General features: G+C 37.1%; 19 protein-coding genes and 2 pseudogenes. 12 read left to right on the forward strand and 9 right to left on the reverse strand.

Annotation, left to right across the window (positions count from 1 at the left end):
- Nucleotides 1–11: 11 nt before the first annotated feature.
- The 5 genes from ribB (at nucleotide 12) to PVV57_RS04000 (ending at nucleotide 5,539) form a co-directional block, all read left to right on the forward strand.
- Nucleotides 12–1,115, forward strand: a complete 1,104-nt coding sequence (gene ribB / locus PVV57_RS03980; protein WP_273718985.1) for a 3,4-dihydroxy-2-butanone-4-phosphate synthase — start codon at nucleotides 12–14, stop codon at nucleotides 1,113–1,115.
- Nucleotides 1,116–1,122: 7 nt separating this feature from the next.
- Nucleotides 1,123–1,377, forward strand: coding sequence for an exodeoxyribonuclease VII small subunit (locus PVV57_RS03985; protein ID WP_273718986.1), 255 nt, complete (start codon nucleotides 1,123–1,125; stop codon nucleotides 1,375–1,377).
- Nucleotides 1,378–1,621: 244 nt separating this feature from the next.
- Nucleotides 1,622–3,529 (forward strand): 1-deoxy-D-xylulose-5-phosphate synthase, encoded by a 1,908-nt coding sequence (gene dxs, locus PVV57_RS03990; protein WP_273783513.1) that lies wholly within the window; start codon nucleotides 1,622–1,624, stop codon nucleotides 3,527–3,529.
- 16 nt (nucleotides 3,530–3,545) lie between these two features.
- Entirely contained in the window at nucleotides 3,546–4,289 is a 744-nt protein-coding gene (locus PVV57_RS03995) for a TlyA family RNA methyltransferase (protein ID WP_273718988.1), read from the forward strand.
- Entirely contained in the window at nucleotides 4,286–5,539 is a 1,254-nt protein-coding gene (locus PVV57_RS04000; RefSeq protein WP_273718989.1) for a class I SAM-dependent RNA methyltransferase, read from the forward strand. The genes PVV57_RS03995 and PVV57_RS04000 overlap by 4 nt, the downstream gene beginning before the upstream one ends.
- 529 nt (nucleotides 5,540–6,068) lie before the next feature.
- Here PVV57_RS04000 and tldD read toward each other — a convergent pair.
- Both tldD and PVV57_RS04010 read right to left on the reverse strand, forming a co-directional pair.
- On the reverse strand, nucleotides 6,069–7,484 hold the full coding sequence (gene tldD, locus PVV57_RS04005) for a metalloprotease TldD (RefSeq protein WP_273718990.1): 1,416 nt from the start codon (nucleotides 7,482–7,484) through the stop codon (nucleotides 6,069–6,071).
- Between the two features lie 110 nt (nucleotides 7,485–7,594).
- Nucleotides 7,595–8,182, reverse strand: coding sequence for an invasion associated locus B family protein (locus PVV57_RS04010; RefSeq protein ID WP_273718991.1), 588 nt, complete (start codon nucleotides 8,180–8,182; stop codon nucleotides 7,595–7,597).
- Between the two features lie 388 nt (nucleotides 8,183–8,570).
- Here PVV57_RS04010 and cyoE point away from each other — a divergent pair, with 388 nt between their 5' ends.
- From cyoE to rnhA, 4 genes are all read left to right on the forward strand, one after another.
- Nucleotides 8,571–9,506: a heme o synthase gene (cyoE, locus tag PVV57_RS04015; protein ID WP_273718992.1), complete on the forward strand. Its 936-nt coding sequence runs from the start codon at nucleotides 8,571–8,573 to the stop codon at nucleotides 9,504–9,506.
- Nucleotides 9,507–9,674: 168 nt separating this feature from the next.
- Nucleotides 9,675–10,730, forward strand: coding sequence for a 4-hydroxy-3-methylbut-2-enyl diphosphate reductase (gene ispH, locus PVV57_RS04020; protein ID WP_273718993.1), 1,056 nt, complete (start codon nucleotides 9,675–9,677; stop codon nucleotides 10,728–10,730).
- The gene (locus PVV57_RS04025; RefSeq protein ID WP_273718994.1) at nucleotides 10,730–11,689 is read left to right on the forward strand and encodes a homoserine kinase; all 960 of its coding nucleotides are present in this window, start codon (nucleotides 10,730–10,732) and stop codon (nucleotides 11,687–11,689) included. Before ispH ends, PVV57_RS04025 begins: the two co-directional genes overlap by 1 nt.
- A gap of 5 nt (nucleotides 11,690–11,694) precedes the next feature.
- Entirely contained in the window at nucleotides 11,695–12,162 is a 468-nt protein-coding gene (gene rnhA, locus PVV57_RS04030; RefSeq protein ID WP_273718995.1) for a ribonuclease HI, read from the forward strand.
- 28 nt (nucleotides 12,163–12,190) lie between these two features.
- Here the strand turns inward: rnhA and PVV57_RS04035 are convergent, their stop codons facing one another.
- Complete coding sequence (locus tag PVV57_RS04035) at nucleotides 12,191–13,069, reverse strand: protein-disulfide reductase DsbD domain-containing protein (protein ID WP_273718996.1); 879 nt, start codon at nucleotides 13,067–13,069, stop codon at nucleotides 12,191–12,193.
- A 71-nt stretch (nucleotides 13,070–13,140) separates the two neighbouring features.
- On the opposite strand from PVV57_RS04035, the gene PVV57_RS04040 reads away from it, so the two are divergent.
- Nucleotides 13,141–13,725 (forward strand): YqgE/AlgH family protein, encoded by a 585-nt coding sequence (locus PVV57_RS04040; protein ID WP_273718997.1) that lies wholly within the window; start codon nucleotides 13,141–13,143, stop codon nucleotides 13,723–13,725.
- Nucleotides 13,726–14,123: 398 nt separating this feature from the next.
- On the opposite strand, the gene PVV57_RS04045 is transcribed toward PVV57_RS04040, so the two are convergent.
- From PVV57_RS04045 to PVV57_RS04070, 6 genes are all read right to left on the reverse strand, one after another.
- On the reverse strand, nucleotides 14,124–17,009 hold the full coding sequence (locus tag PVV57_RS04045; protein WP_273783514.1) for an EAL domain-containing protein: 2,886 nt from the start codon (nucleotides 17,007–17,009) through the stop codon (nucleotides 14,124–14,126).
- A gap of 403 nt (nucleotides 17,010–17,412) precedes the next feature.
- A complete protein-coding gene (locus tag PVV57_RS04050; protein WP_273718999.1) occupies nucleotides 17,413–18,687 on the reverse strand; it encodes a pitrilysin family protein in 1,275 nt (424 codons plus the stop codon).
- Nucleotides 18,688–18,771: 84 nt separating this feature from the next.
- Nucleotides 18,772–20,169 carry a threonine synthase gene (gene thrC, locus PVV57_RS04055; protein ID WP_273783516.1) on the reverse strand — a complete coding sequence of 466 codons (1,398 nt, stop codon included), beginning with the start codon at nucleotides 20,167–20,169 and terminating at the stop codon, nucleotides 18,772–18,774.
- A gap of 637 nt (nucleotides 20,170–20,806) precedes the next feature.
- Entirely contained in the window at nucleotides 20,807–21,169 is a 363-nt protein-coding gene (locus PVV57_RS04060) for a hypothetical protein (protein ID WP_273719001.1), read from the reverse strand.
- A gap of 211 nt (nucleotides 21,170–21,380) precedes the next feature.
- The gene (locus tag PVV57_RS04065; protein ID WP_273719002.1) at nucleotides 21,381–21,743 is read right to left on the reverse strand and encodes a hypothetical protein; all 363 of its coding nucleotides are present in this window, start codon (nucleotides 21,741–21,743) and stop codon (nucleotides 21,381–21,383) included.
- A gap of 179 nt (nucleotides 21,744–21,922) precedes the next feature.
- Nucleotides 21,923–22,279 (reverse strand): hypothetical protein, encoded by a 357-nt coding sequence (locus tag PVV57_RS04070; protein ID WP_273719003.1) that lies wholly within the window; start codon nucleotides 22,277–22,279, stop codon nucleotides 21,923–21,925.
- A 1,019-nt stretch (nucleotides 22,280–23,298) separates the two neighbouring features.
- Between PVV57_RS04070 and PVV57_RS04075 the strand changes: the two are divergent.
- Both PVV57_RS04075 and PVV57_RS04080 read left to right on the forward strand, forming a co-directional pair.
- Nucleotides 23,299–23,711 (forward strand): annotated as a pseudogene (locus tag PVV57_RS04075) (hypothetical protein).
- Nucleotides 23,712–23,713: 2 nt separating this feature from the next.
- Nucleotides 23,714–24,174, forward strand: a pseudogene (locus tag PVV57_RS04080) (hemagglutinin repeat-containing protein); the annotation flags it as partial.

The following is a 24,174-nucleotide window of genomic DNA, read 5'->3' on the forward strand; positions in this document are numbered from 1 at the left end:
GAAGGTGAATAATGGCGTATAATGAAGAAAAAATTGTTTCTGCGCTTAAAGCTTTTGAACGCGGTGAAATTGTTGTGGTGACAGATGATAATGACCGTGAAAATGAAGGTGATTTAACAGTTGCAGCAGCGCATTGTACAGAAGAAAAGATGGCATTTATTCTTCGTCACACAACAGGGATTGTGTGTACACCTATGCCCAAAAAAGAGGCACAACGATTTAATCTTGCTCCTATGGTACGAGATAATAACTCTGCACATGGGACACAATTTACTGTTACTATTGATTTTAAACACGGTATAACAACAGGGATTTCGGCGCATGACCGTACATTGGCGGTGCGTAATCTTGCAAATTCAAATGCAGGTGCGGATGATTTTGTTCGTCCAGGACATGTTTTTCCTTTGATCGCGCATGAAGGGGGGGTTCTTATGCGTTCAGGTCATACAGAAGCCGCTGTTGATTTATGTAAATTAGCTGGTTTACCGCCGGTTGGTGTTATCGGTGAGTTAGTCAATGATGATGGAAGCGTTAAACATGGCGATCAGATTACAAAATTTTCACAAGAACATCGGTTGCATATCATAACGGTTGCAGATTTAATTGCTTACCGCCAGCGTAAAGAAATATTGATCAAGCATGTTGGGGAAATGCCGATTGAAACACCGGTAGGACCGGCTATTATTCAAAGTTATCAACTTCCTTGGGAAGCTGTTCAGCATGTTGCGATTATTTTTGGTGATATCCGTGAGGGTGATGATATTCCTGTGCATTTCCATCATGAAAACATTATAAATGACGTTTTTTGTCAATCTTCAGATATCATGGTGATGATGCAGCGTATGATGGAAAAAGAAAAACGTGGCGTATTTGTTTATTTGCGTGAAGGATCTATTATACAATCAACTATTGGCATTCAAAACATGGAAAGAGACGTTTTAGAAAACCATGTGCAGGCGATTGAGCGTGAAGAAGAATGGCGCAAAATTGGTTTAGGATCACAAATTTTAAAATATTTAGGAATAGGCTCTGTTATTGTTTATGCTTCTAAAGAGCATCATTATGTAGGTTTAGAAGGTTTTGGAATTCGTATATCTAGAACAGATATTTTTTGAGGTTCATATGAAAAAAGAGATACAAGAGGGTGATATTACGACCTTAAGCTTTGAGCAAGCGCTTAAGCAACTTGAAGCTATTGTTGAAAATTTGGAACGTGGCGATGTGCCTTTGGAACAATCCATTGATATTTATGAACGTGGTGAAGCGCTTAAAAAACATTGTGAAAAACTCTTAAAAGTTGCTGAAGCCAAAGTTGAAAAAATTCAGCTTTCACAGGAATGTTCTCCAGAAGGAGTAGAACCACTTGATGCTCAATAATATTAAATATTTTGGGATATTTATTGTGGGACTCTAAGAGATGCAATAATCTTAGTTTATAAAAAGCAAATTTTATTGATTTCTTTTTTATAAAATAAGTTAAAAATGGAAAAGATCATTAATCATCTCAAAGAGAGAAAAGCATTTTTCAGTAGAAAAGATGTAAAGCTCTCAATAAACGAGTAGAGAAGATATATTTTTATCGTTGCTTTCTCTTGAGCTAAGATAATAGAAAGGAATTTTTTTGTCTCAGGTCTTAACACCATTGCTTGACCGTGTTTGTTTTCCGCGAGATTTGCGGGCATTATCTGAGTCTGATCTGGTACAGTTGGCTGATGAGTTGCGGACCGAAACAATTGATGCTGTTTCTGTAACAGGTGGTCATCTTGGGGCGGGACTTGGTGTTGTTGAGCTTACAGTTGCATTACATTATATTTTTAATACACCCGAGGATAGGATTATTTGGGATGTTGGTCATCAAACCTATCCGCACAAAATTTTAACAGGGCGGAGAGAAAAAATTCGCACATTACGTCAAGAGGGGGGACTATCAGGTTTTACAAAACGTTCAGAAAGTGTATATGATCCATTTGGAGCGGGTCATTCATCGACATCTATTTCCGCGGGGCTTGGCATGGCGGTGGCAAGTGCTTTGAAAGAAGAGACAAGACGCAATATCATTGCTGTCATTGGTGATGGTGCAATGTCTGCGGGTATGGCTTATGAAGCAATGAATAACGCTGGTGCGTTAGATGCACGCTTGATTGTTGTTCTGAATGATAACGATATGTCTATCGCACCGCCTACAGGTGCTATGAGTGCGCATCTTGCACGATTAGTGTCTCGTCCTTCTTATCGTCATTTGCGTGAACGCGTAAAGATGTTGAGCGAAAAATTGCCAAAGTTTTTTTTGGATAAGGCACGTCGTTCAGAGGAATTTGCGCGTGGCCTTTTGGTTGGGGGAACGTTATTTGATGAGCTTGGCTTTTATTACGTTGGACCCATAGATGGGCACAATTTAGGGCATTTATTGCCTGTTTTAAAAAATGTTCGTGAATACCCTAATGGTCCTGTTTTGGTGCACGTTATAACCCATAAGGGAAAGGGATATCCACCCGCAGAAGCCTCATCTGATAAATATCATGGTGTTAATCGTTTTGATGTCACGACAGGAAGACAAATTAAGGCATCAAGTAATATTTTACCCTATACTAAGGTATTTTCTAAAGCTTTAATAGAAGAAGCCTGCCATGATGATAAGATTGTTGGCATAACGGCAGCGATGCCAACAGGGACAGGACTTGATGCTTTTGCAGAAAAATTTCCTGAAAAGATGTTTGATGTTGGGATTGCTGAGCAACATGCCGTAACTTTTGCGGCAGGACTTGCTTGTGAAGGGTATAAGCCTTTTGTTGCAATTTATTCTACTTTTTTACAGCGTGCTTATGATCAAATTATTCATGATGTATCAATTCAAAAATTACCGGTACGTTTTGCCATTGATCGCGCAGGTTTTGTGGGGGCAGATGGTGCAACGCACGCTGGCAGTTTTGATATTGTTTTTTTGGCCACGCTTCCTGAGTTTGTTGTTATGGCGCCTTCAGATGAACTTGAACTGATGCATATGGTGCGTACAGCTTCAGCTTATGATCAAGGCCCCATTTCTTTTCGTTATCCACGTGGTGAAGGTATTGGTATAGATTTACCGCAACGTGGTGAGATATTAGAGATTGGAAAAGGACGCGTTCTGCGTGAAGGAAATAGGATCGCTCTGGTTTGTTTTGGAACACGAATGTCAGAAGCGTTGCGAGCTGCTGATAGGTTGGGGGCTAAAGGGTTATCGACAACGGTTGCAGATGCACGGTTTGCAAAACCTTTGGATAAGGATTTAATGCGTCGTTTAGCTCGTGAGCATGAAGTATTGGTGACAATTGAAGAAGGGGCAATCGGTGGATTTGGAGCGCATTTATTACAATTTTTAGCACAAGAAGGGCTCTTAGAGCATGGTTTGAAAGTTCGTACATTAAAACTTCCTGATGAATATTTGAATCATGGTCCACCAGAAAAAGTTCTCTCAATGATTGGGCTTGATGCGGTGGGTATTGTCAACACGGTATTGATGGCTTTGGGACGCAAAATTCAAATGGAATAGAAAATTCGAGTATGAGATGGCTTCCAGAAAAAGACTCGATATTCTTTTAGTTGAAAGAAACTTTTTTACGACACGTTCCCGCGCACGTGATGCTGTCATGCGCCAAACTGTTAAAGTTAATGGTGAAAGAGTTTTTAAAGCGGGGGAAACTTTTTTTGATGATGCAGAGATTGTTGTTTGTGATCCAGCGCAGAATTATGTTTCGCGGGCAGCATTGAAATTGATTGCAGCACTTGATGCATTTCCGATTATAACGGATAAAGTGACAGCCATTGATGTTGGTGCATCAACAGGTGGTTTTACACAAGTTCTCTTAGAACGAGGAGCAGCGCATGTCATTGCTGTTGATGTTGGGCATCATCAATTTGATAAACGTTTATTGGGCAACAGCGCTATAACATTATTAGAAGGCTTGAATGTTAGAGATTTCCAACAGGAACATTTAGGCGGGCGGGAAATTGATCTTATCGTTTCAGATGTTAGCTTTATTTCTCTCAAACTTGCATTGCCTCCCGTTTTGTCTTTAGCCAAAAAGGGTGCCCAAGCTGTTTTACTGGTAAAGCCTCAGTTTGAGGTTGGTCGTAAACACCTTGGTAAGGGAGGAATATTAGATCCCTCAAGAGCTAAAGAAACCGCTGAGGGACTTTTTGTCTGGCTCAATACGCAAACAGGATGGCGTGCAAAAGATTTACTTCCTTCCCCTATTAAAGGAGGTGATGGCAATGTGGAATATTTACTATTCGGAGAAAAGCAACAGTGAGTGATAATGTTATCATCGACCATATTGGAACAAATGGTTATGGTACTGCTAAGACGAGGCATGGCTTTGTTTATGTTCCTTTTACTTTGCCAGGAGAATATGCTGAAATTATTGTTCATGGAAAATATGCAACATATATAGCATTAAAAGAAAAATCCCCAGAACGCGTTGATGCGCTTTGTCAGCATTTTGGAGAATGTGGAGGCTGTACGCTTCAACATTGGCGTGCTGATGCTTATCGCGTATGGAAACGACAATTGGTTGTTGATGCACTTAAAAAGTATGGAATTAATAGCGTTGTTACACCTTTAATAGAATGTAAACCCTATAGCCGACGGCGGGTGACTCTAACAGCATCTATGACTCCACAAGGTCAAAAAGTTGGTTTTAATCGTTATCTCTCTCATGAGATTGTCGCTCTTGAGGAATGTCCAGTAAGCCATCCAGAACTTATTTCTCAGTTGCGTAATATCAGAGAGCTCTGTGCTTTTCTAAGCAGCTCTGTCAAACGGTTTCATGTTACGATAACATGCGTTGAAAATGGTTTAGATGTTGCTTTAAGCGGTTGTATTGTACACCATGAAGCACTCCGTCAGAAAATGATTAGTGCCGCTCTTTCATATGGGATTACGCGTTTATCTGTTGATGGTGAAGTTTTGATTGAACGAGAAAAACCAGTAATTTACTTTGGAGATGTCCGTGTTGAATTCCCTTCTGGTGGTTTTCTTCAAGCAACCTGCGAAGCTGAAAATATAATGGGCAATATTATTTTGACACATTTAAAAAAAGCAAAGAATGCTCTTGATTTGTTTTCAGGGGTAGGAACATTTACCTTGCGTATGGCAAAAAAGATGAATGTTCATGCGGTAGAAAATAATGAGAAAGCATTAGAAAATTTAAGTTCAGCAGCGCGTTTTTCAACTGGTTTAAAAACAGTCACTTGTGAAAAACGTGATCTTTTCCGCCATCCACTTTCTGTAAAGGAACTTGAGTGTTTTGAGAGTGTTGTTTTTGACCCTCCTCGTGCTGGTGCAGAGGAACAAGTCCGTGAATTGGCGAAGGCAACAGTATCACGTGTTGTGGCAATTTCGTGTAATCCTGCTACATTTGCGCGTGATTTATCACTTCTTGTTGCAGGGGGGTATACAATAGAAAAAATCACACCAATTGATCAATTTTTATGGTCAACCCATGTTGAAATTGTTGCTGTTTTGAGCAAAAAGAAAAAGAAGAAGGGCTGGAAGCTTTAGCCTGAAAATTTTTTAACGCTATGAAGATTTTTTTAGTTCACGTGAATATTATTATAAAATCTTTTTCTCATTTATCTATAATAAAGGCTTTTTTCTTTTCTCATTGAATGAGAACACTGAATATAAGAAGTATTCTTATTTTAGACTTTTTTATAAAGACAGCGTTACCCTACACAAAAGACTAACTATTACGAAGAAGGTGCGTCTGAACAAGCACCACCATTATATTTGCCATTTCCCAATGTCGTGACAGCCTTTGGTATTTGAGACAGTTCGGCATGTCTTTCTTGTGCAGTTTCGCTCTACATGGCTCTCCCCGCTTGTAACCTATAAACCAATGATTTTTATTGATTCAACATGCACAGATTTAAAATAAGAGAATCCTATGGTATTGAGGGGTCTCATTCAAGTTGAATGACGCTAGGTTATCTTTATAAATCAATTGGTTACACAAAAAGACCTTGCCTCATAAGTCGTTTTAATAGACGGGAGGGGGCAATATTGGAAAGAAATAAGCAAATTTGCTCTTTTATAACGCAGTTCCACCGATTGTCATATTATTGATTCGCAGATGAGGTTGTCCAACACCAACAGGAACATTTTGGCCAGCTTTCCCGCACATACCAATACCATTATCCAGTTTACTATCATTCCCAATCATTGTGATACGTTTCATAGCATCCGGACCATTTCCGATAAGAGTTGCACCTTTGATTGGTGCACCAATTTTACCATTTTCTACTCGGTATGCTTCAGTACATTCAAAGACGAATTTGCCAGAAGTAATATCAACTTGTCCTCCACCAAATGAAACAGCATAGATACCACTTTTAAGGGAAGAAAGGATTTCTTCAGGTGTTTTATCTCCTCCTAGCATGATTGTATTGGTCATTCGTGGCATTGGGGCATAAGCATAGGATTCACGCCGTCCATTTCCAGTTGATTGACTCCCCATAAGTCGTGCATTAAGCCTATCTTGCATAAAACCAACGAGTTTTCCATCTTCAATGAGGACGTTATATCCTGAAGGGGTCCCCTCATCATCGATAGTGAGAGAGCCACGGCAATGAGGAATTGTTCCATCATCAACAACTGTAACACCTTTTGCCGCAACTTGTTGTCCTAAAAGTCCAGCAAAAGCAGATGTTTTTTTGCGGTTAAAGTCACCTTCTAAACCATGACCTACGGCTTCATGGAGCATAACGCCAGGCCATCCATTGGCTAAGACAACATCAAATGTTCCTGCAGGTGCTGCTTCTGCTTCTAAATTTGTTAAAGCCATACGTAAGGCTTCATCCGCGGCTTGTTTCCAATTGTCTTCACGAATAAATTGGTCAAATGCTTGTCGCCCTCCACATCCATAAAAACCATTTTCACGTCGATTGCCTTCAGCCGCAACAACAGATATAGAAAGCCGTACAAGGGGACGAATATCGCGAACCAAATATCCATCTGCACGTAAAATTTCGACATGTTGTAGTGAGCCCGAAAGAGAAACAGTCACTTGATGCAATTTGTCATTTTTTGCTCTTAAATAAGCATCAATTTTTTGCAAAAGAGCACTTTTTTCTTCAAATGACGGAGCATCAAGGGGATTATGCGGTTGATAAAGTCTCTTATTTGTTCGTTGAGGGGCTATGCTATAAGGACCGGCATGATTATTATAGGTAACAGCTTTAGCTGCTTCACAAGCACGTTTGAGTGCAGAAGCTGATAATTCACTAGAATGTGCATATCCAGTCGCTTCTCCAGCAACGACACGCAGACCAAACCCCATATCTTGATGGAAAGAACCGTTTTTAAGTTGTCCATTATCAAATAAAAGGGCTTCGCTTTCTGTATACTCAAGGTAAAGTTCGCCATCATCAGCATGATGAAGCGTTTCCTGTACAAGTGATTGCACTTTAGAGGAAGCAATATCAAAATGATCAATCAGCGATTTCATAAGAATTATCCTATTTTTATTGGGGGCTTAGAAGATTTTCATTGATCTAGCTTAAGAAGCTCTTAAAATATATAATGAGATTTTAATCATCCAATGTGCGTTGATTTCATTCATGTGGGTAAAGTTGCATAGGCATCGCCAAGGCCATCAAGGTCAACGAGACCTCCAATTCCTTGCTCCGGGGTCGTAAAGATAAAATAGGTTGCCATTTTCCCTTTTAAAAAGAGTTGTAATACGTCTTCTTTAAGAAAAGCTTCAGCAACACAATTATCACCAAGACAACGACGATATTCCATTCTGCCCATATTTTTATTGTCAATTTTAATTCCGACGCCAGGACGTAACTCAACGCGAATCGGAACAAAAACACGCATTAAAGCACCTTGCTTTTGAGGAAGTTTATAAAATGTAACGCGCAAGGTAATATCATGACGATCTTGTGTATGGACGTTTTGTACAACTTCACATTGCATATTAGGTGTCCCTGGTGGTAGAGTACAAACTTTTGTCCATGCACCATAGGTTTGTGGGGCAGGGACATTTTGCGCATAAGGTGTTTGTGCAAAAGCATGGTTGATAGAACTACTATAAAATGTGTGAAGAACAGCACCAATAAAAAAAGCTTTTTTGAGTAATTTATAAAGTATCACAGAACATCCTATCCGATTCAACACACACAACCCTGCATAGATTTGCATAAAAAATGAATTCCCCACATAAAAACTATAACACAAAACCCATATTTACAAAATATATTCATCCCTATGCAAGAAATAAAGGAAAATGAGAAGAAAGAGCATTTTATAGGGAATAAATTTTCAGCATGGCTTTATGATGTTTGGTAGAATACACTTTTATGATACATTTGTAATATTAAGAGAAAATGTTGATTGAAAAATGCATTTTTGTTGCAGATATTTTTACCTATTTTTAGAGGATACGTACAAAAAGGGTATGCCATATTTTCTCAAAAATATGATTGGTCTTAATGGAGCATTCCCATACGTTGGATATTATTTGCCAAATAATGTTTGCCAGATAATATTTATTTGTGAATGACAGAAATGGAAAAGGGTTTTGTGTGGAATGTCTGTTTCAGGAGAGTTATCGGTTGCGAATGGTAAATCAACGCCACCAAAATCCAGTATTGGTGATTATATCACATTATTAAAGCCGCGTGTTATGTCACTTGTGGTCTTTACAGCACTGGTCGGTTTGGTTGTATCTCCTGTTTCTATCAATCCGTGGTATGGTTTTTTAGCAATTTTATGTATTGCTGCTGGTGGTGGGGGTGCGGGAGCGCTGAATATGTGGTATGATGCAGACATTGATGCCGTGATGGAACGGACCAAAAAGCGCCCCATTCCTATGGGTAAAATCAGCGCCCAAAAGGCATTTATTTTTGGCATGGTTTTGTCTCTGCTTTCGGTATTGGTTATGGGGAGTTTCATTAATTGGTTTGCTGCATTTTTTCTTGCTTTTACGATTTTCTTTTACGTCGTTATCTATACAATTTGGTTAAAGCGTATTACACCGCAAAATATTGTTATTGGTGGTGCTTCTGGGGCTTTTCCACCAATGATTGGATGGGCCGCGACAACTGGGACAGTGAGTATTGATAGCTTTTTATTATTTTTAATCATTTTTATGTGGACTCCTCCTCATTTTTGGGCGCTTTCTCTCTTTTCATCTCTTGATTATGAGGCTGCAGGCATTCCTATGATGCCTAATGTACGAGGGGAATACTCAACAAAAAAACAGATCTTATTTTATACTATTTTGATGGTACTATGCGCTGTTGCTCCTTGCTTTACCGGTCTTGGTGGAATTTTTTATGGCATTTTTTCGACAATTTTAGGCATTATCTTTATTTATTTTGCTTATCGTTTGTGGAAAGCTAATACACATGATGAAACTATTTTAATGGCCAAAAAAACGTTTTTCTTTTCGTTACTTTATTTGGCAGCTGTCTTTGGAGTTCTTTTGATTGAATCTCTTATTTGGTATTTTATCGACCTTTAAGCAAATAAAATGAAACAGCAAATTTTAAAAGAGCTTTTCTGCAAAAAAATGTTATAGAATGTATTCTTATGCAAAGATGATATTGCGTGTTTTTTTACATTGCTTATTCATATGTAATAATCGTTTTTTTGAATATGAGACTAAAGCTATAGCGATTAAGGATGATTTATGTCTGGACTTCCCCCTTTAACGATACGTCTTTGTGGTCCACGTGGATTTTGTGCAGGGGTTGATCGTGCTATCCAGATTGTTCTCCTTGCGTTAAAAAAATATAGTGCGCCCGTATATGTTCGTCATGAAATTGTACACAACCGCTACGTGGTTGAGGGATTACAGCAAAGGGGAGCTGTTTTTGTTGAAGAACTTGATGAGATTCCAGAAGAACATCGCAATCAACCAGTTGTTTTTTCTGCTCATGGTGTACCAAAATCTGTCTCAGAAGAGGCACGACGTTATAATTTATTTTATCTCGATGCAACATGCCCGTTGGTCTCGAAAGTTCATAAACAAGCGATACGGCATCAACGTCACGGCCGTCATGTTATATTGATTGGTCATGCTGATCATCCTGAGGTTATAGGGACAATGGGACAGCTTGAAGAGGGGGCTGTGACGCTTATTGAAACGATAGAAGATGCTTTGCATTATCAACCAAGTGATCCGGATAAATTAGGATTTGTCACACAAACAACACTTTCTGTTGAAGATACTGCAGGAATTCTTAATGTATTACAACGACGTTTTCCTACATTAGCAGCCCCAGCGGCTGAGTCAATTTGCTATGCTACAACGAATCGACAAGATGCGGTTAAGGCAGCAGCAAAGGGGAGTGATTTGTTTTTGATTGTTGGAGCGCCAAATTCTTCTAATTCAAGACGTTTGGTAGAGGTTGCAGAAAAGTCTGGTGCGCGACAAGCTATTTTAGTTCAGCGTGCTAATGAAATTAATTTTGAAAACCTAAAAGCTCTTTCTGTTGTCAGTCTTTCAGCAGGGGCTTCAGCGCCTGAAATTATTATTGATGAAATTATTTCAGCGTTTCGTGCGCGTTATGATGTGACCATAGAATTAGCTGAAACAGTGGTGGAAACGGAAAGATTTTTGGTGAGTCGCGAATTACGAGATGTCATTTTAACGTCTCAAGATATGGCATTTGTGAATGGTCAAGTAAATAATGCAAAAAATGAAAATGAGAATACAGACATGTCTACAATGAAAGCAGAATAATGGCCGTTTATACAGATATCCACCCAAATGATTTAAAAGCGTTTTTAACCCGTTACACAATAGGGTCACTTTTATCTTATCAAGGGATAGAGGAGGGGATTGAAAATTCTAATTTTATGCTGGAGACAACACAAGGGCGGTTTATTTTAACACTTTATGAAAAGCGTATTTCAAAAGATGATTTACCTTTTTTTTGTTGCTTGATGCAGCATTTAGGACAGCGTGGAATTCCTTGTCCACAACCCGTTATTCAAAATGATGGAATGATGATCGGTGAACTAGCGGGACGCCCTGCTGCTATTATCACCTTTCTAGAAGGAGAGTGGATCCGTCAGCCCGATATAGGTCATTGTGGCGAAGTAGGGACGGGGTTAGCGCAATTGCATTTAGCAGGACAGGATTTTACACTCAGTCGTAAAAATACGCTTTCTATTATGGATTGGCAGGTATTGTGGCAACGTTGTCAAACCACAGAGGATGCATTGTTAAAAGAGTTTGGACAAAAAATTGAGTCGGAATTGGCTTTTTTACAGGAAAATTGGCCATTCAATTTACCAACAGGCATTATTCATGCGGATTTATTTAATGATAACGTCTTTTTTGTGAATCATCGTCTTTCTGGTGTGATAGATTTCTATTTTGCTTGTAATGACTTTTTTTCTTATGATTTAGCGATTTGTTTAAATGCTTGGTGCTTTGAACCTGATCATTCTTATAATCTTACCAAAGCACGTAAGTTATTGGAAAATTATCAAAAAATACGACCATTGATCTCTTTAGAATTGGACAAGATTGTTTTATTAGCTCGTGGTGCGTCTTTACGTTTTTTACTCACACGTCTTTATGATTGGTTTAATACACCGCCTGAGAGCTTTGTTATTAAAAAAGATCCATGGGAATATTGGCACAAGCTTTGTTTTTTCAGTAACGTAAATTCGCTAAGTGGATTAGGTTTTTAAATTTTATGGCAAGACAACAAAAAGTCGTTGAAATTTATACAGATGGTGCTTGCTCAGGAAACCCTGGAGTTGGAGGTTGGGGAGCAATTTTACGCTGGAATGGTCATGAACGTGAGCTTTATGGCGGTAATGCTCATACAACAAACAATCAAATGGAACTCATGGCGGCAATTTTTGCATTAAAGGCACTTAAAGAGTCCTGTTTGGTCGATCTTTATACAGACTCAGTTTATGTGCGTAACGGTATATCTAAGTGGATTGAAGATTGGAAAAAGAATAATTGGCGCACTGCATCAAAAAGTCCTGTGAAAAATATGGAGTTATGGCAAGCTCTTGAGACTGCTTGTTCTTGTCATACAGTCAGATGGCACTGGGTAAAAGGGCATGCGGGACATCCAGAGAATGAACGAGCTGATGCCCTTGCGCGCAAAGCAATTGCACAATATCGCGAAAATGGACGTTTCCCAACATAATTGCTGTTTGAGAATCTTTTCTCTTTTATCATGGGATAGCAAGAGGGGGTGATTGTGTATGGACTATAAATGTTCCACTTAAGGCGTGATCTTTAAAAGAAACTGTATAAAAAATTTTTTGTTTTTTTTCCTCTGGTACGAAATAGAGTGGAGCGCTAAAGAGTGTATATTCTGCATTATCATTGATTTTTTTTGCTGCTCCAATTTGCATTTCTCCTCCATCTAAAAAGAGAGAGCAAGGCGTGCTTTTGTTGTTATTTTGTATTTTTATAAGGAGGGTGTTATTATTTTTTTCGGCGCTTATTTTTAGGGCATTTTGCGTCATGCGTGGCAGAGAATCTTGGGCGTTTTTTAACAAGGAAGCAGGAAGATATTTGTTTTTAAGAGCAGATGGTAAAAAATCAAAGTTAACAGTCAATGGAAGGCAGATTTTATGGCATAATCCAAGAGTGAAAGCACCACTTAAATTTTTGTTTGAAGAAGATAATTTAAAAGGCAATATCACTTTATCTTTATAGCCTAATGACCAATCATTTTCTGTTTCAAAAAGCTGTGGAATAGGATAAAAGATTTCATATGAAATCTGTTGGTTGAAATTAAAAAAGGGTGCCATTCCTGAATTACCTGGATTACGCCAGTACGTTTTCCAGCCTGGTTTAAGCACAATTTCAATAAAGCCTTCTCTCATTCCAGAAAGAGAAGGTTCCGTGATTGCTAATCGGATACGGCCACCCTCTGTTTCATACCAAGAGGTTGAGAAAAGCTGGAGTTTTTGTTCTGTTTGAGCATTTACAGGAATATTAAGTAATTCTAAAACTATGAGTGTTAAGCTTAAAGTAACGACAAGCTTTTTATAAAAGAAAGTTGCGATATTTTGTAAATTTGTAAATATGTTACTTTTTCTCATTGGAGTTTTATTTTCCTAGTGTACTAAATGGACGAACTTTTATCATGTAAATTATGGAGAATAACAGATTAATGAAGCAATGTAATGGCTTTTTGGGTGGACAATTACTCATAGCAATGCCTGGGATGAATGACAAACGCTTTATTCGTTCTGTTATTTATATTTGCGCGCATTCTGATTCTGGTGCGATGGGCATTATTCTCAATCAATTGCATCATATTGATTTTCCAGAGCTTTTGCTTCACCTTGGAGTCATAGACAGTAGACAAAAAAAACATCTTTCTGAACCAATAAAACAGTTTCCAGTTCGCTATGGTGGTCCTGTTGATCCTTCGCGCGGTTTTGTCCTTCATTCAGATGATTATGCTTGTGAAGAAACTGTTTTTATTGCTGATAAGGTCTGTTTTACTGCGACAATTGATATATTAAAAGCAATCAGTTGTGAACAAGGCCCGCAACATGCACTGGTAGCATTAGGTTATGCTGGATGGAAAGCGGGGCAACTTGAGGCGGAAATTTCTACAAATGGTTGGTTAATCAGTTCTACATCACCTAGTTTTCTTTTTGAAAGTGATTTAAGTTGCAAATATGATAAAAGTTTAACACGCATGGGGATTGATCCAACTTATCTTGCTTCTGAAATGGGACACGCATAGAGCTTTTTAACTTTACACGTTATTCTATCCCTTATGTTTTTATTTTAAAGAAACATCCCTCAGTACGTTTAAGCCCATTTCGCGACGGCGGCTTGTGAGTGGTATTGCAGCAAATCCATTGAGCTCCTATCTTTACGCTTGTAAAGTAACAAGCCGGGTAACCATCTTTATATTTTTTAGCCTCCAATGTTGCGACAGCTCTTGGCACTAAAGACTTTTTATAAGAGGCATTTTTACCCCTTTTTTAATCGTTTTTTCTCCAGTTGCGCTCTCCCTACTTGTGACGTGCAAGCGAAAGGTTTTAATTGATTCAACATGAAAGAGATTTTGAAATAAGCAGATTTTATAATATTCAGAGTTTTATTTCAAGTTGAATAACGCTAAATTATCATTATAAATCAGTATTTTGCCTTATAAGGGAAATGGCTTTGAACGAGAGTGATTAATTCTTCTATGGCAAGTGGTTTCGTCACAAGTGTGCTTTGAACATATTTACAGCCTTCTTGACGGAGGAAGATTGCTTCTTTTTCATTTTCAACACCTTCTGCGATAATTTGCAAGTTAAGATCTGTTGCCATATTAATGATAGACTTGAGAACAAGTTTCTTTTTGAGAGAGTCGATTGAGATAAGTGAACGATCAAGTTTAACCATATCAAATGGATAACGGACGAGATAGGTCAGTGACGAATAACCTGTTCCGAAATTATCGAGTGCAAGATTCATTCCAAGTGTTTTAATTTGTTCGAGAAAGTGCGCTGATTGTTCAGGATTGTTTCTTAAGACAAATTCCGATATTTCAATCATCAAGCGCCCTTTGTGGAGCGGATGGCGAAGCAGAGCGGCACGCAGTTGACTGATAAAACGAGGATGAATCATTTCTGCGCTTGGTAAATTAATTGAAATAAAGAAAGACTGCTGGGGAAATTTTTCTTCTACATTCATGAGATCGATAATGGCATTGTCGATGATAAATTGTGACAAATCCATAACGATTTGTTCATTTTCTACGATTTTTATGAAATCAGAGACATTTAATTTTCCATAAGTTGGATGATGCCATTCCACAATGGTTTCAAAACCAATAATATGTCCGTCTGATAAATTAAGAATAGGATGGTAGAGAATTTTCATCTCATGACGCTTTATAGCATAATGAATATCTTTTTCCAGAATATTCTGTTCGAGACCTAGAGTGCGAAAATTAGGACGAAAAGGTTCAATATGATTTCCTCCCATTTGTTTTGCACGAATCATTGCTAATTCACTATCATTAAAAATATCTTTAGCTGTTGATCGGCTTTCACTCCATGTAACTAATCCGATAGACGTTGAAAGAATTATTTTATTTTCCGAAAGTGAAATAGGTGCTGAAATTGTTTTGTGCAAATGATCCGCAAATGCTGCAATTTTTTGTGGTTCAGTTTCACTGAGTAAAATGATTGCAAAACGGTCTGCTGAAAGGCGCGACAAGGTATCTTGAAAGTTAATAAGACGATTTAAACGACGGGCGATTATAAGGAGTACAGTATCCCCAACGGCTATACCTAATTTGCGATTAATTTGGCGAAAATTGTCAAAATCAATCATAAAGACGGTCGGTCTAATTTTAATATTTGCTTTCGCCAAAGAGGTATAATTTTGTAGTCTATCAAGGAAAATTTGTTGGTTAGGAAGGCCAGTTAAGCTGTCATGGATTGCATCATGCAATAAGCGTTCTTCAGATTTTTTATGGTTAGTAATATTGACAATAGTTCCAATGACACGTGTGATTTTCCCATCTTTTTGCATAGCTGGACGTGCACGAAGAGAAAACCAATGATAATAACCACCACCGGAAGAAAGCCGAAAAATTTGATCAATACGCCCTTTTTTATTTTTAAGAATGATATCCAACACGGCTTGAAAGCGTTCTCGATCATCGTAGTGCAAGGCTGAAATCCAGTTGCGCATAGTCCCATTGAGGTTGTGTATTTCAGTACCAAAAAGGGTTTTCATGTTTGGATGAACAACAATACGGTCACGCTCAATATTCCAATCCCAAATAATATTTCCAGCTCCTTTTGCTGCGAGGACTTGTTGTTCAAGGTCAGAAAATATTCCTTCATGGAAAGCGTCATTAGAAAAAGTTTGTTGCAGGACAGTAAAGCTAATGAGAAGAACAATGAGCACTAATCCTCCCGCTAATGCTGGCTGGATAATATCATTGTTTAAATGTCCTGCTATGCAGGCATAGGCCCCCACACACCAAAAGCTAATAAGCAACCATGTTGGGATAAGCATAATGGCGCGGTCATAACTTCGGATTGAAAAATAGATGATGAATAGTATACCCAGCACAGCGGTAAGGCCAAATGATAGACGGGCAATTCCCGCTGCTCTGATTGGATCATAAATAGCAAAGGCTCCTAAACTGCAAAAGGCAATAATCCAAGCGATAGCACCATAACTAAAATGATAATGCCAGCGATTAAGATTGAGGTAGGTAAAAAGGAAAATGAAGAGTGTTGCGGCAAGTGCTACTTCTGTACCCGCACGCCAGATTGGTTGTGTTGTGAGTGTAACTGCAAAGAATTTATTTAAAAAGTTGAAGTCAATACCAATATAAAAAAGCACGGCCCAAGCGACAGCAGCTGTTGCAGGAAACAGCCCTGTCCCACGGACAACGAAGAGAACGGTTAACAAAAGTGCTAAGAGACCTGATATTCCAAGAAGAATACCATGGTAAAGCGTATAAGAATTAATGGCATCCTTATAAGCTTCAGGTTGCCATAAATAGATTTGTGGTAGATTTTCAGAGTTAAGTTCGGCCACAAATGTAACAACAGCACCGGGATTGAGAGTAATATGAAAGATATCAGAGTTTGTACTAGGTTGACGATCGAGAGAAAAACCTTCACTTGGTGTTATAGATTGAATCCGTTCTGATCCAAGGTCTGGCCAAAAAAATCCAGAATGCGTCATGCGGTAATGGGGTGCAACGATGAGACGATCGACTTGCTCATCTGTTGGATTTGCGAGAGAAAAAACCGCCCAGTTTCCCGAGAATTTTTCACTTTTTGCCTGCACTTCAATACGCCATACAATACCATCTGGTCCTGGCGCTGTACTTGTTTGAAAAATAGAGTTATTTGTATGATGAATTTCAATTGCTTTTGAGAGATCAAGTGCAGCATCCTGAGAAGAAATCTTAACGGGCTCAATAGCGTGTGCTGATGTAAGATGGACAAAAAAACTAACGATGATAATGAAAATGATGTTAATTATTTTACGCAAACTCTTCACAATGTCCCACTCTCAATATTTTAGGATGCTTAATTTCCATTTAGATTTTTGAGAAAAAGCGTTCACCTTTTATAACTTATTTACAGAATAAATTGTGATCACTTCCTCTTAAGTTATATGATTTTATATATAAATAGACCATATACCCATTTGCTTCAATGAAACTTGAAACGGATGGAATTTTATATTTTAAAAGGGCAAAATTATATCATGAATTTTTAAATTTCACGGATACAGCTTTACACATTAGAATCTCTATCACATGAAGGAGGAATTGGATAGTTTTGTACGCCTCTTTGCCTAATATTTCCAAAACTTATTTAATGAGAAGAATTTTTGTGGTAAATTTTATGATAAAATATATTCATGTTCATTGTGATGCTTCTTTTTAAAAAGCATTTCTTTACTTTAGCTTATATGAAAGAGTTGACGTTAAATCATCAAAATTCATGAGGGGGCCTACCGGTCCAACAGCAGTGAGTGTTGGCGTGGAGCTTGTAAAAAGACGATGCGCTAAATTTGTTAACCTTGTAGGGGTGATAAGATTGAGGCGTTCAATTGTTTCCGATATTGGAATGGGGCGACCGTAAAGAAGTATTTGGCGAGCAATGAGATGTGCTTGACTAGAAGGGTTTTCCTGTGACATTGTGAGATTAGCACGATATTGCGTTTGTGCTCGTTGGAGTTCATTGGCGTGAATATTTTTGCTTGCCTTGCAAAGTTCATCAAGAATCACAGGCAGAAGTTCTTTGAGCCCTTCTTGTCCAGTAGCTGCATGAACACCAAAAAGTCCAGTATCAGAAAATCCCCAATGAAAAGCATAAATAGAATAGCATAATCCACGTTTTTCTCTTATTTCTTGAAAAAGACGTGAGGACATCCCGCCACCAAGAATGATTGAAAGAATTTGGCTCGCATAAAAATCACGGGCGTGATAAGCACGCCCTTCAAACCCTAGAACAACTTGTGTATCCATTAAATCGCGATATTCACGAAAGTCGCCGCCAACATAATTTGCAAGATTAGTAAGAGAGGCGGTTGAATGGGAGCGAAAAGTACCAAGACGACTTTCAACTTCTTTTAGAAAGCTTTCGTGTTTTACAGCTCCTGCTGCAACAACGATCATACGATCTGCACTATATTGTTTATTGATGAAATCATGAAGATCGGCAGATGTAAATGATTGAATAGTTTTAGCTGTTCCTAAAATAGAGCGACCAAGGGATTGATGACGAAAGGCTGTTTCTGTAAAGTGATCAAAAACAATATCATCAGGCGTGTCATGGGCGGCACCAATTTCCTGAAAAATGACTTGTTTTTCTCGTTCTAGTTCAGCTTCGTCAAATTTTGAATGCATTAAAATATCGGCTAAAATGTCGATAGCAAGTGGGATATCGCTTTTAAGAACACGTGCAAAGTAAGCTGTTGTTTCAATACTGGTTGTGGCATTGATTTCACCGCCAACATCTTCAATATCAGTTGCAATTTGAAAAGCGGTACGGTTTTCGGTTCCTTTAAAAGCCATATGTTCAAGCAGATGGGCAATACCATGCTGTGTGAAGGTTTCATTGCGTGAGCCCACTTTAACCCATATTCCGAGTGCGACACTATCAATCTGTTGCATTGTATGTGTGGCGATAGTCAAACCATTACTAAGGCGACAGACATCTACATCCATGTATTTACAACTCCATTAAACAAGCTAAATACCTCATCTTAAAGGGTATTAGAATATCCTTGATTTAAATTAATGCAGCTAACTTTAATAAGATGCACGCGATTTTAAAGAAATATAATCTTTTACTATTTTTTCATCATTAGCAAGACTTATGAAGTGTTCTTCACCTTCCATGATATCATTGAGATGAGATGGCCATGGGGCATGAAGACCGCAAGCATTTTTAATCGTATCAGGAAATTTAGCAGGATGAGCTGTGGCAAGAACGATCATTGGAATATGTGGTTTTTTATTTTCGCGCGCTACTTTAAGGGCGACGGCTGTATGTGGATCAACAAGATAGCCACTTTCTTTATAGACACGATCAATTGTTTGTGCTGTTTCAGCCATGTTACTTTTTCCAGCGGAAAAGAGGGAACGAATATTTTTGAGTTGCTTTTCATCAAGAGTGAAAGATCCCGTTTTTTTCAAGTTTTCCATTGCATTGCGAATCCACATTGGATCACGATTGCTACTTTCAAAGAGTAAACGTTCAAAATTAGAAGAGACTTGAATATCCATAGAAGGTGAAGTTGTATGGACGATTGGTTGTGTTTCGTAAGTGCCACTGGTTAATGTACGTGCAAGGATGTCATTATCGTTTGTTGCAATAACCAGTTGAGCAATGGGTAAACCCATACGAGCAGCGACATAAGCTGCAAAAATATCACCGAAATTTCCAGTAGGAACAGTAAATGAAACTGCTCTATCAGGCGCACCTAAAGAAAGTGCAGATGAAAAATAGTAAACAATTTGCGCCATAATACGCGCCCAATTTATAGAATTAACACCTGAAAGGGCTCTTTTCTTACGAAAATGATGATCATTAAACATTGCTTTGACAAGAGCCTGGCAATCATCAAAATTTCCTTCAATGGCAATGGCATGAACATTTGTACTTTGATTGGTTGTCATTTGCCGTTGTTGAACAGGTGATACACGTCCTTTAGGAAATAAAATAAAAATATCTGAGTGTTTTTTCCCAGCAAAAGCTTGTATTGCAGCTCCCCCTGTGTCACCCGATGTTGCAGCAATAATCGTTGCACATCTATTTTTTTTAGTTAAAACATAATCCATCAGTCGAGAAAGAAACTGCATTGCCACATCTTTAAAAGCTAAAGTAGGCCCATGAAAGAGTTCAAGAATAAATTCATCTGTTTCAGTTTGTCGTAATGGACAGACTGCTGGATGGTGGAAGGTTGCATAAGATTCAGTAACCATATTTTCAAAAGCTGTATACTCGATCTCGTTATTCACAAAGGGCCACAGAAGTGTTTTAGCAATTGTTGTATAAGACTGACCACGAAGTGCGCGTAACGCATCAAATGATAATTGCGGAAATTTATCTGGAAGATAAAGTCCACCATCATTTGCCAGCCCTGTCATGATCGTTTCTGTAAAGCTTAAAGCAGGAGATACGCCTCTCGTGCTGATATATTTCATAAGTTTTATCCTTTTTTTATTTCTGGCAAATTGATGAAGTTATTTATTTCATGTTTTTCATAATATTTAAATTATTAAATGGATAGAAGCTTATTTTCTTTTTTTTGAATCAATAATGAAAGAAATAGTCTTAAACATTATTATTTTTGAGATATAAACGTCAAATGTACACAGAAAACCTGTTACAGTCGAAAATTTTCTCTCTATTATTCATTCACTTAAACTTACAGCTTAATCTTTACTTATGTATCTTCCTGAATAATAAAATCAAATAGATAGAATAAGTATTTATTGAAGAACTCTTTTGTAAAACTCAATTATCCAGAGCTATTTTATGCTCTTATACTGTGTAACAATTAAATCTACTACAATAAATGTTGAAATGATACATCTTGAGATTCACAGTGGAAAATTTATAAGGTAATTTTATGGCATTTCGTGCGCAGATGTATATTTTTAATAATCTTTGTTTAACTTAATTTATCATTTTATATACGAATAAGTATTACATTTGTGCTATACAGTATGGTAATCTAAAGCTTATTCATAGAAAGCATAAAAAAGCCTGCCAAATGATGTAAAGCAGGCTGTAAAATATTCCTATTTTAAATAGAAAAAATAATTGAGTATCTTTGAATTATTTGCCTCTAATTTTTCCGATTGCCCATCCGATTATCCCGCTAAATATGGCCATAACAGATCCGGTCAAGAATCCAAAACCCAAAGCGCCTACTGTAGAAAAAAAACCTAGAGTAATCGGTTCAAACACTTTCTCAACTTTTCCTTCAATGGCAGATTCATTTTTGGCACCATGAGTGAAACTTGGTACATAAAGAGCAGCCATATTGACAGCTCTTTTCTTTCCTTGTTCTATGAGAGAAACAGTTTCCCATTGAGCATCATTTTTGAACTGATTAGCATGAACATTTATAATTTGCGAAAGTAAAAAAGCAACCGCTATAAAAATATTTAATACGTAAGTTTTCAATCCTTTAATCATAATTTATCACCAATACTTTTACTTTAATTTGAATTGAATAGATGCATCGGCAGAATTAGTGCACATTGAGGGAAACAGAAGCATTTAAAGCTTTTTTCATTTTTAATGTGATAATTCATTCGTTTTTTGTCATCAACTATGGATGAGCAGAGAATATATTCATAGTATGATGTCTTATACGAGAAGATCTTATTCTGATGAAATTTTAATTTTAACGAGATTTAAAATGCGATATTATTTTGCCTATTATCCATCCTAAAAACATGCCTACCATACTTGATGCATATCCAATGGCTACCCCAATCCCAAAAGTTCCAAGTGTAAGAGGTTCAACGATCTTTTCAAATTTTCCTTCAATGGTAGTTTCATTTCCAACACCATGATTTAGATTTTGTGTATAGAGAGAAACGAGATGGACTGCATCCTTTTTTTTCTGTTCTATTGCAGAAACAAAAGTATTTTCACGATGAGCACTATTTTGCAAATAATTTGCATGCACACTTACAACCTGAGAAAGAGAAAATGCAGACATAATTAAAATACTTAATATATGATTTTTAAACAATTTAATCATAATTTACCTCAAATACTTTATACTACTCAATATATATGCGTAAATTTATACTTTGGATATTTGGATTTAATCTACATCATTTATATTTTGTAGTAATATGAGCTTCATTATGTAATGAATTATAAGAAATCAATAATACATAATGAAGCTACTATTCTAGCGTTATACACTGCATTGAATTATTTGAACATCAACACTATGTCCTTTATCCAACTTATTATGGATCCTATAAAACTCATTGCATATCCAGCAAACAATAGTCCCACTCCTATAGTCATAGGCTCAACGACCTTTTCAACTTTTCCTTCAAAGGTTGCCCCATTTTCTGTTTGATAATTTACAGATGGAACATAGAAAGCAGTGGTAGAAACTGCATCAGATTTCGCATTCTTTACTTGTTCCATTAGAGGAACAGAAAATTCCTCTTTTGGAGCATTATTTCCCAAATAGTTTGCATTAACATTTACAGTTTGTGAAAGAAAAAAAGTGCTCGCTATAAAAACACTTAAGACATAATTTTTAAATATTTTCACCATAACTTTACCTCAAATATTTTTAAATTATATATGTAAGTAAACATACTACAAATATACAATATGTGTATATAATTTACTTTACAAATAAAATGCATATTTCATTATGTGTTTTTAGTCAATATTAAAAATACATATTATAAATATAGATGTAATTTTTTATAAAAATTATTGTAAAAAAGTAACAGTAATAATTACAAAAAAGATTTTTAAATCATTTATTGATGTGTTAATGTATATTTTTATAATTATAATAACTTATAAATATATTTTATTGGAATCTTTTAAAACATATTATGTAATATTTTTTATGTATCATATATAAAATAATATGTGATGATTGCATCATTTTTATGAAATGAGCTTAATATTATTTTTTAATACATTTGGAGATAATAACATTGATTAAACTTTTTACGGATTAAAACTATAAAAACAATGTTTATTATTTAGTTTATAATAAAAAACATGAAAACTATAATGTATAGGAAGAGATTCTCAATAATGAATATGAAGGGCATTACTGGAATTTTATCTATTATAATTTGACAGTAGGTTTTATACTCAATGGGATTACGATAGGAAGACGTGATAGTTTATTGTTTTTATATACAATTTTTACCATTAAATACACGTTTTGTCAAAATGGATTTTGACAGTTTAAATTGTAAAAAAAAGTCAAAAATGGCAAAAATCGGAATTTGACGGTAAAAATGAGAAAAGGCTTTGAAAGGTCTTTGAAAATTCTTTGAAGATTTTAAAAAGTCTGTAAAAGTCAAAAAAATCGGCTTTGAAGACCCTTTGAAAAAATGAAGTAAAAGTGAATCTTACTACTGCAAAATCACCTAAAAATGACCAAAAAAGCAAAAAGGATTTCTATATGCGTGGAAATCTCTAAAAATTGAATAAAAAACACTGCTTACTGTTCATGCTTGTTATGGTCATGCAAGTGATGTGTGTACATCGTTCTATGGCTCATCTCACCGTATACAAATTAATTCAATTAAATCAGGGGGCAAGAAATGAAATACATCTTAAAACTATTGAGTGTGATAGTCTTGTTTATTATAGCTGGGTGTAATTTTTTTAAGCCTTCTCCAGGATACATATACATGTGGGAGAAGCCAAGAGCAGATTTTACAGAAGTAGGAAAAGCCTTGTAGAATGTGGCATGCCAACTCCTTATGATGAGGATTCAGAAAACAGAAAGGTAAGCATTAATGCAAAAGCGACAATTTATGCTTGCATGATTCAATCAGGATTTCGCTATAAAAATGAGGAACTTTCGAGAGCAGGAGGATGGTGTTATACATTTAAAGAAGAAAACCTTCCCATTTACCAACCTGGGGCTGTCATTCCCCAGCGAAGTGTCAAGAGGCGCTTAAACAGCCCATGTTGTAAAAAGCATCCAGAACAACCTGAATGCAAGCCTTAATAACGCAAAATCATTCGCAAAGTGCTTCCGTGAATGTTGGCTACACCTATGGTGCGGGTGGTCCTGGGTGGATGGGCAATGCTTCCTTTGGAAAAGGAAAGGGCTCCAGTGAATAAGTACTACACAAGAACAGCCATGTTATAGGGACGGGCACTGTTCATACCAATAGTGGGGGAAATACTACATTTGCAGGCGCCGTGGTTTCTGCAAACCGTGTAGAGATGGGGGGTGGTGGTGATTTCACCATTACCAGCCTCAGTGATACGGGACAAAGTTCCAGCAAGCAAAACTCTGTTTCTGTTGGCTTTAATGGTGGAAAAAAGGATGATGCGGCGTCAACCAATATTGCCTTTAACAAGGATAAAACCTCTAGTGATTATCACAGCGTTGTGGAACAATCCGGCATCAAAGCGGGTGAGGGCGGTTTTGATATTACAGTGGCGGGTGCAACAACCATGACCGG

The organism is Bartonella sp. AU15XJBT, assembly GCF_028618615.1.
Lineage (GTDB): Bacteria > Pseudomonadota > Alphaproteobacteria > Rhizobiales > Rhizobiaceae > Bartonella.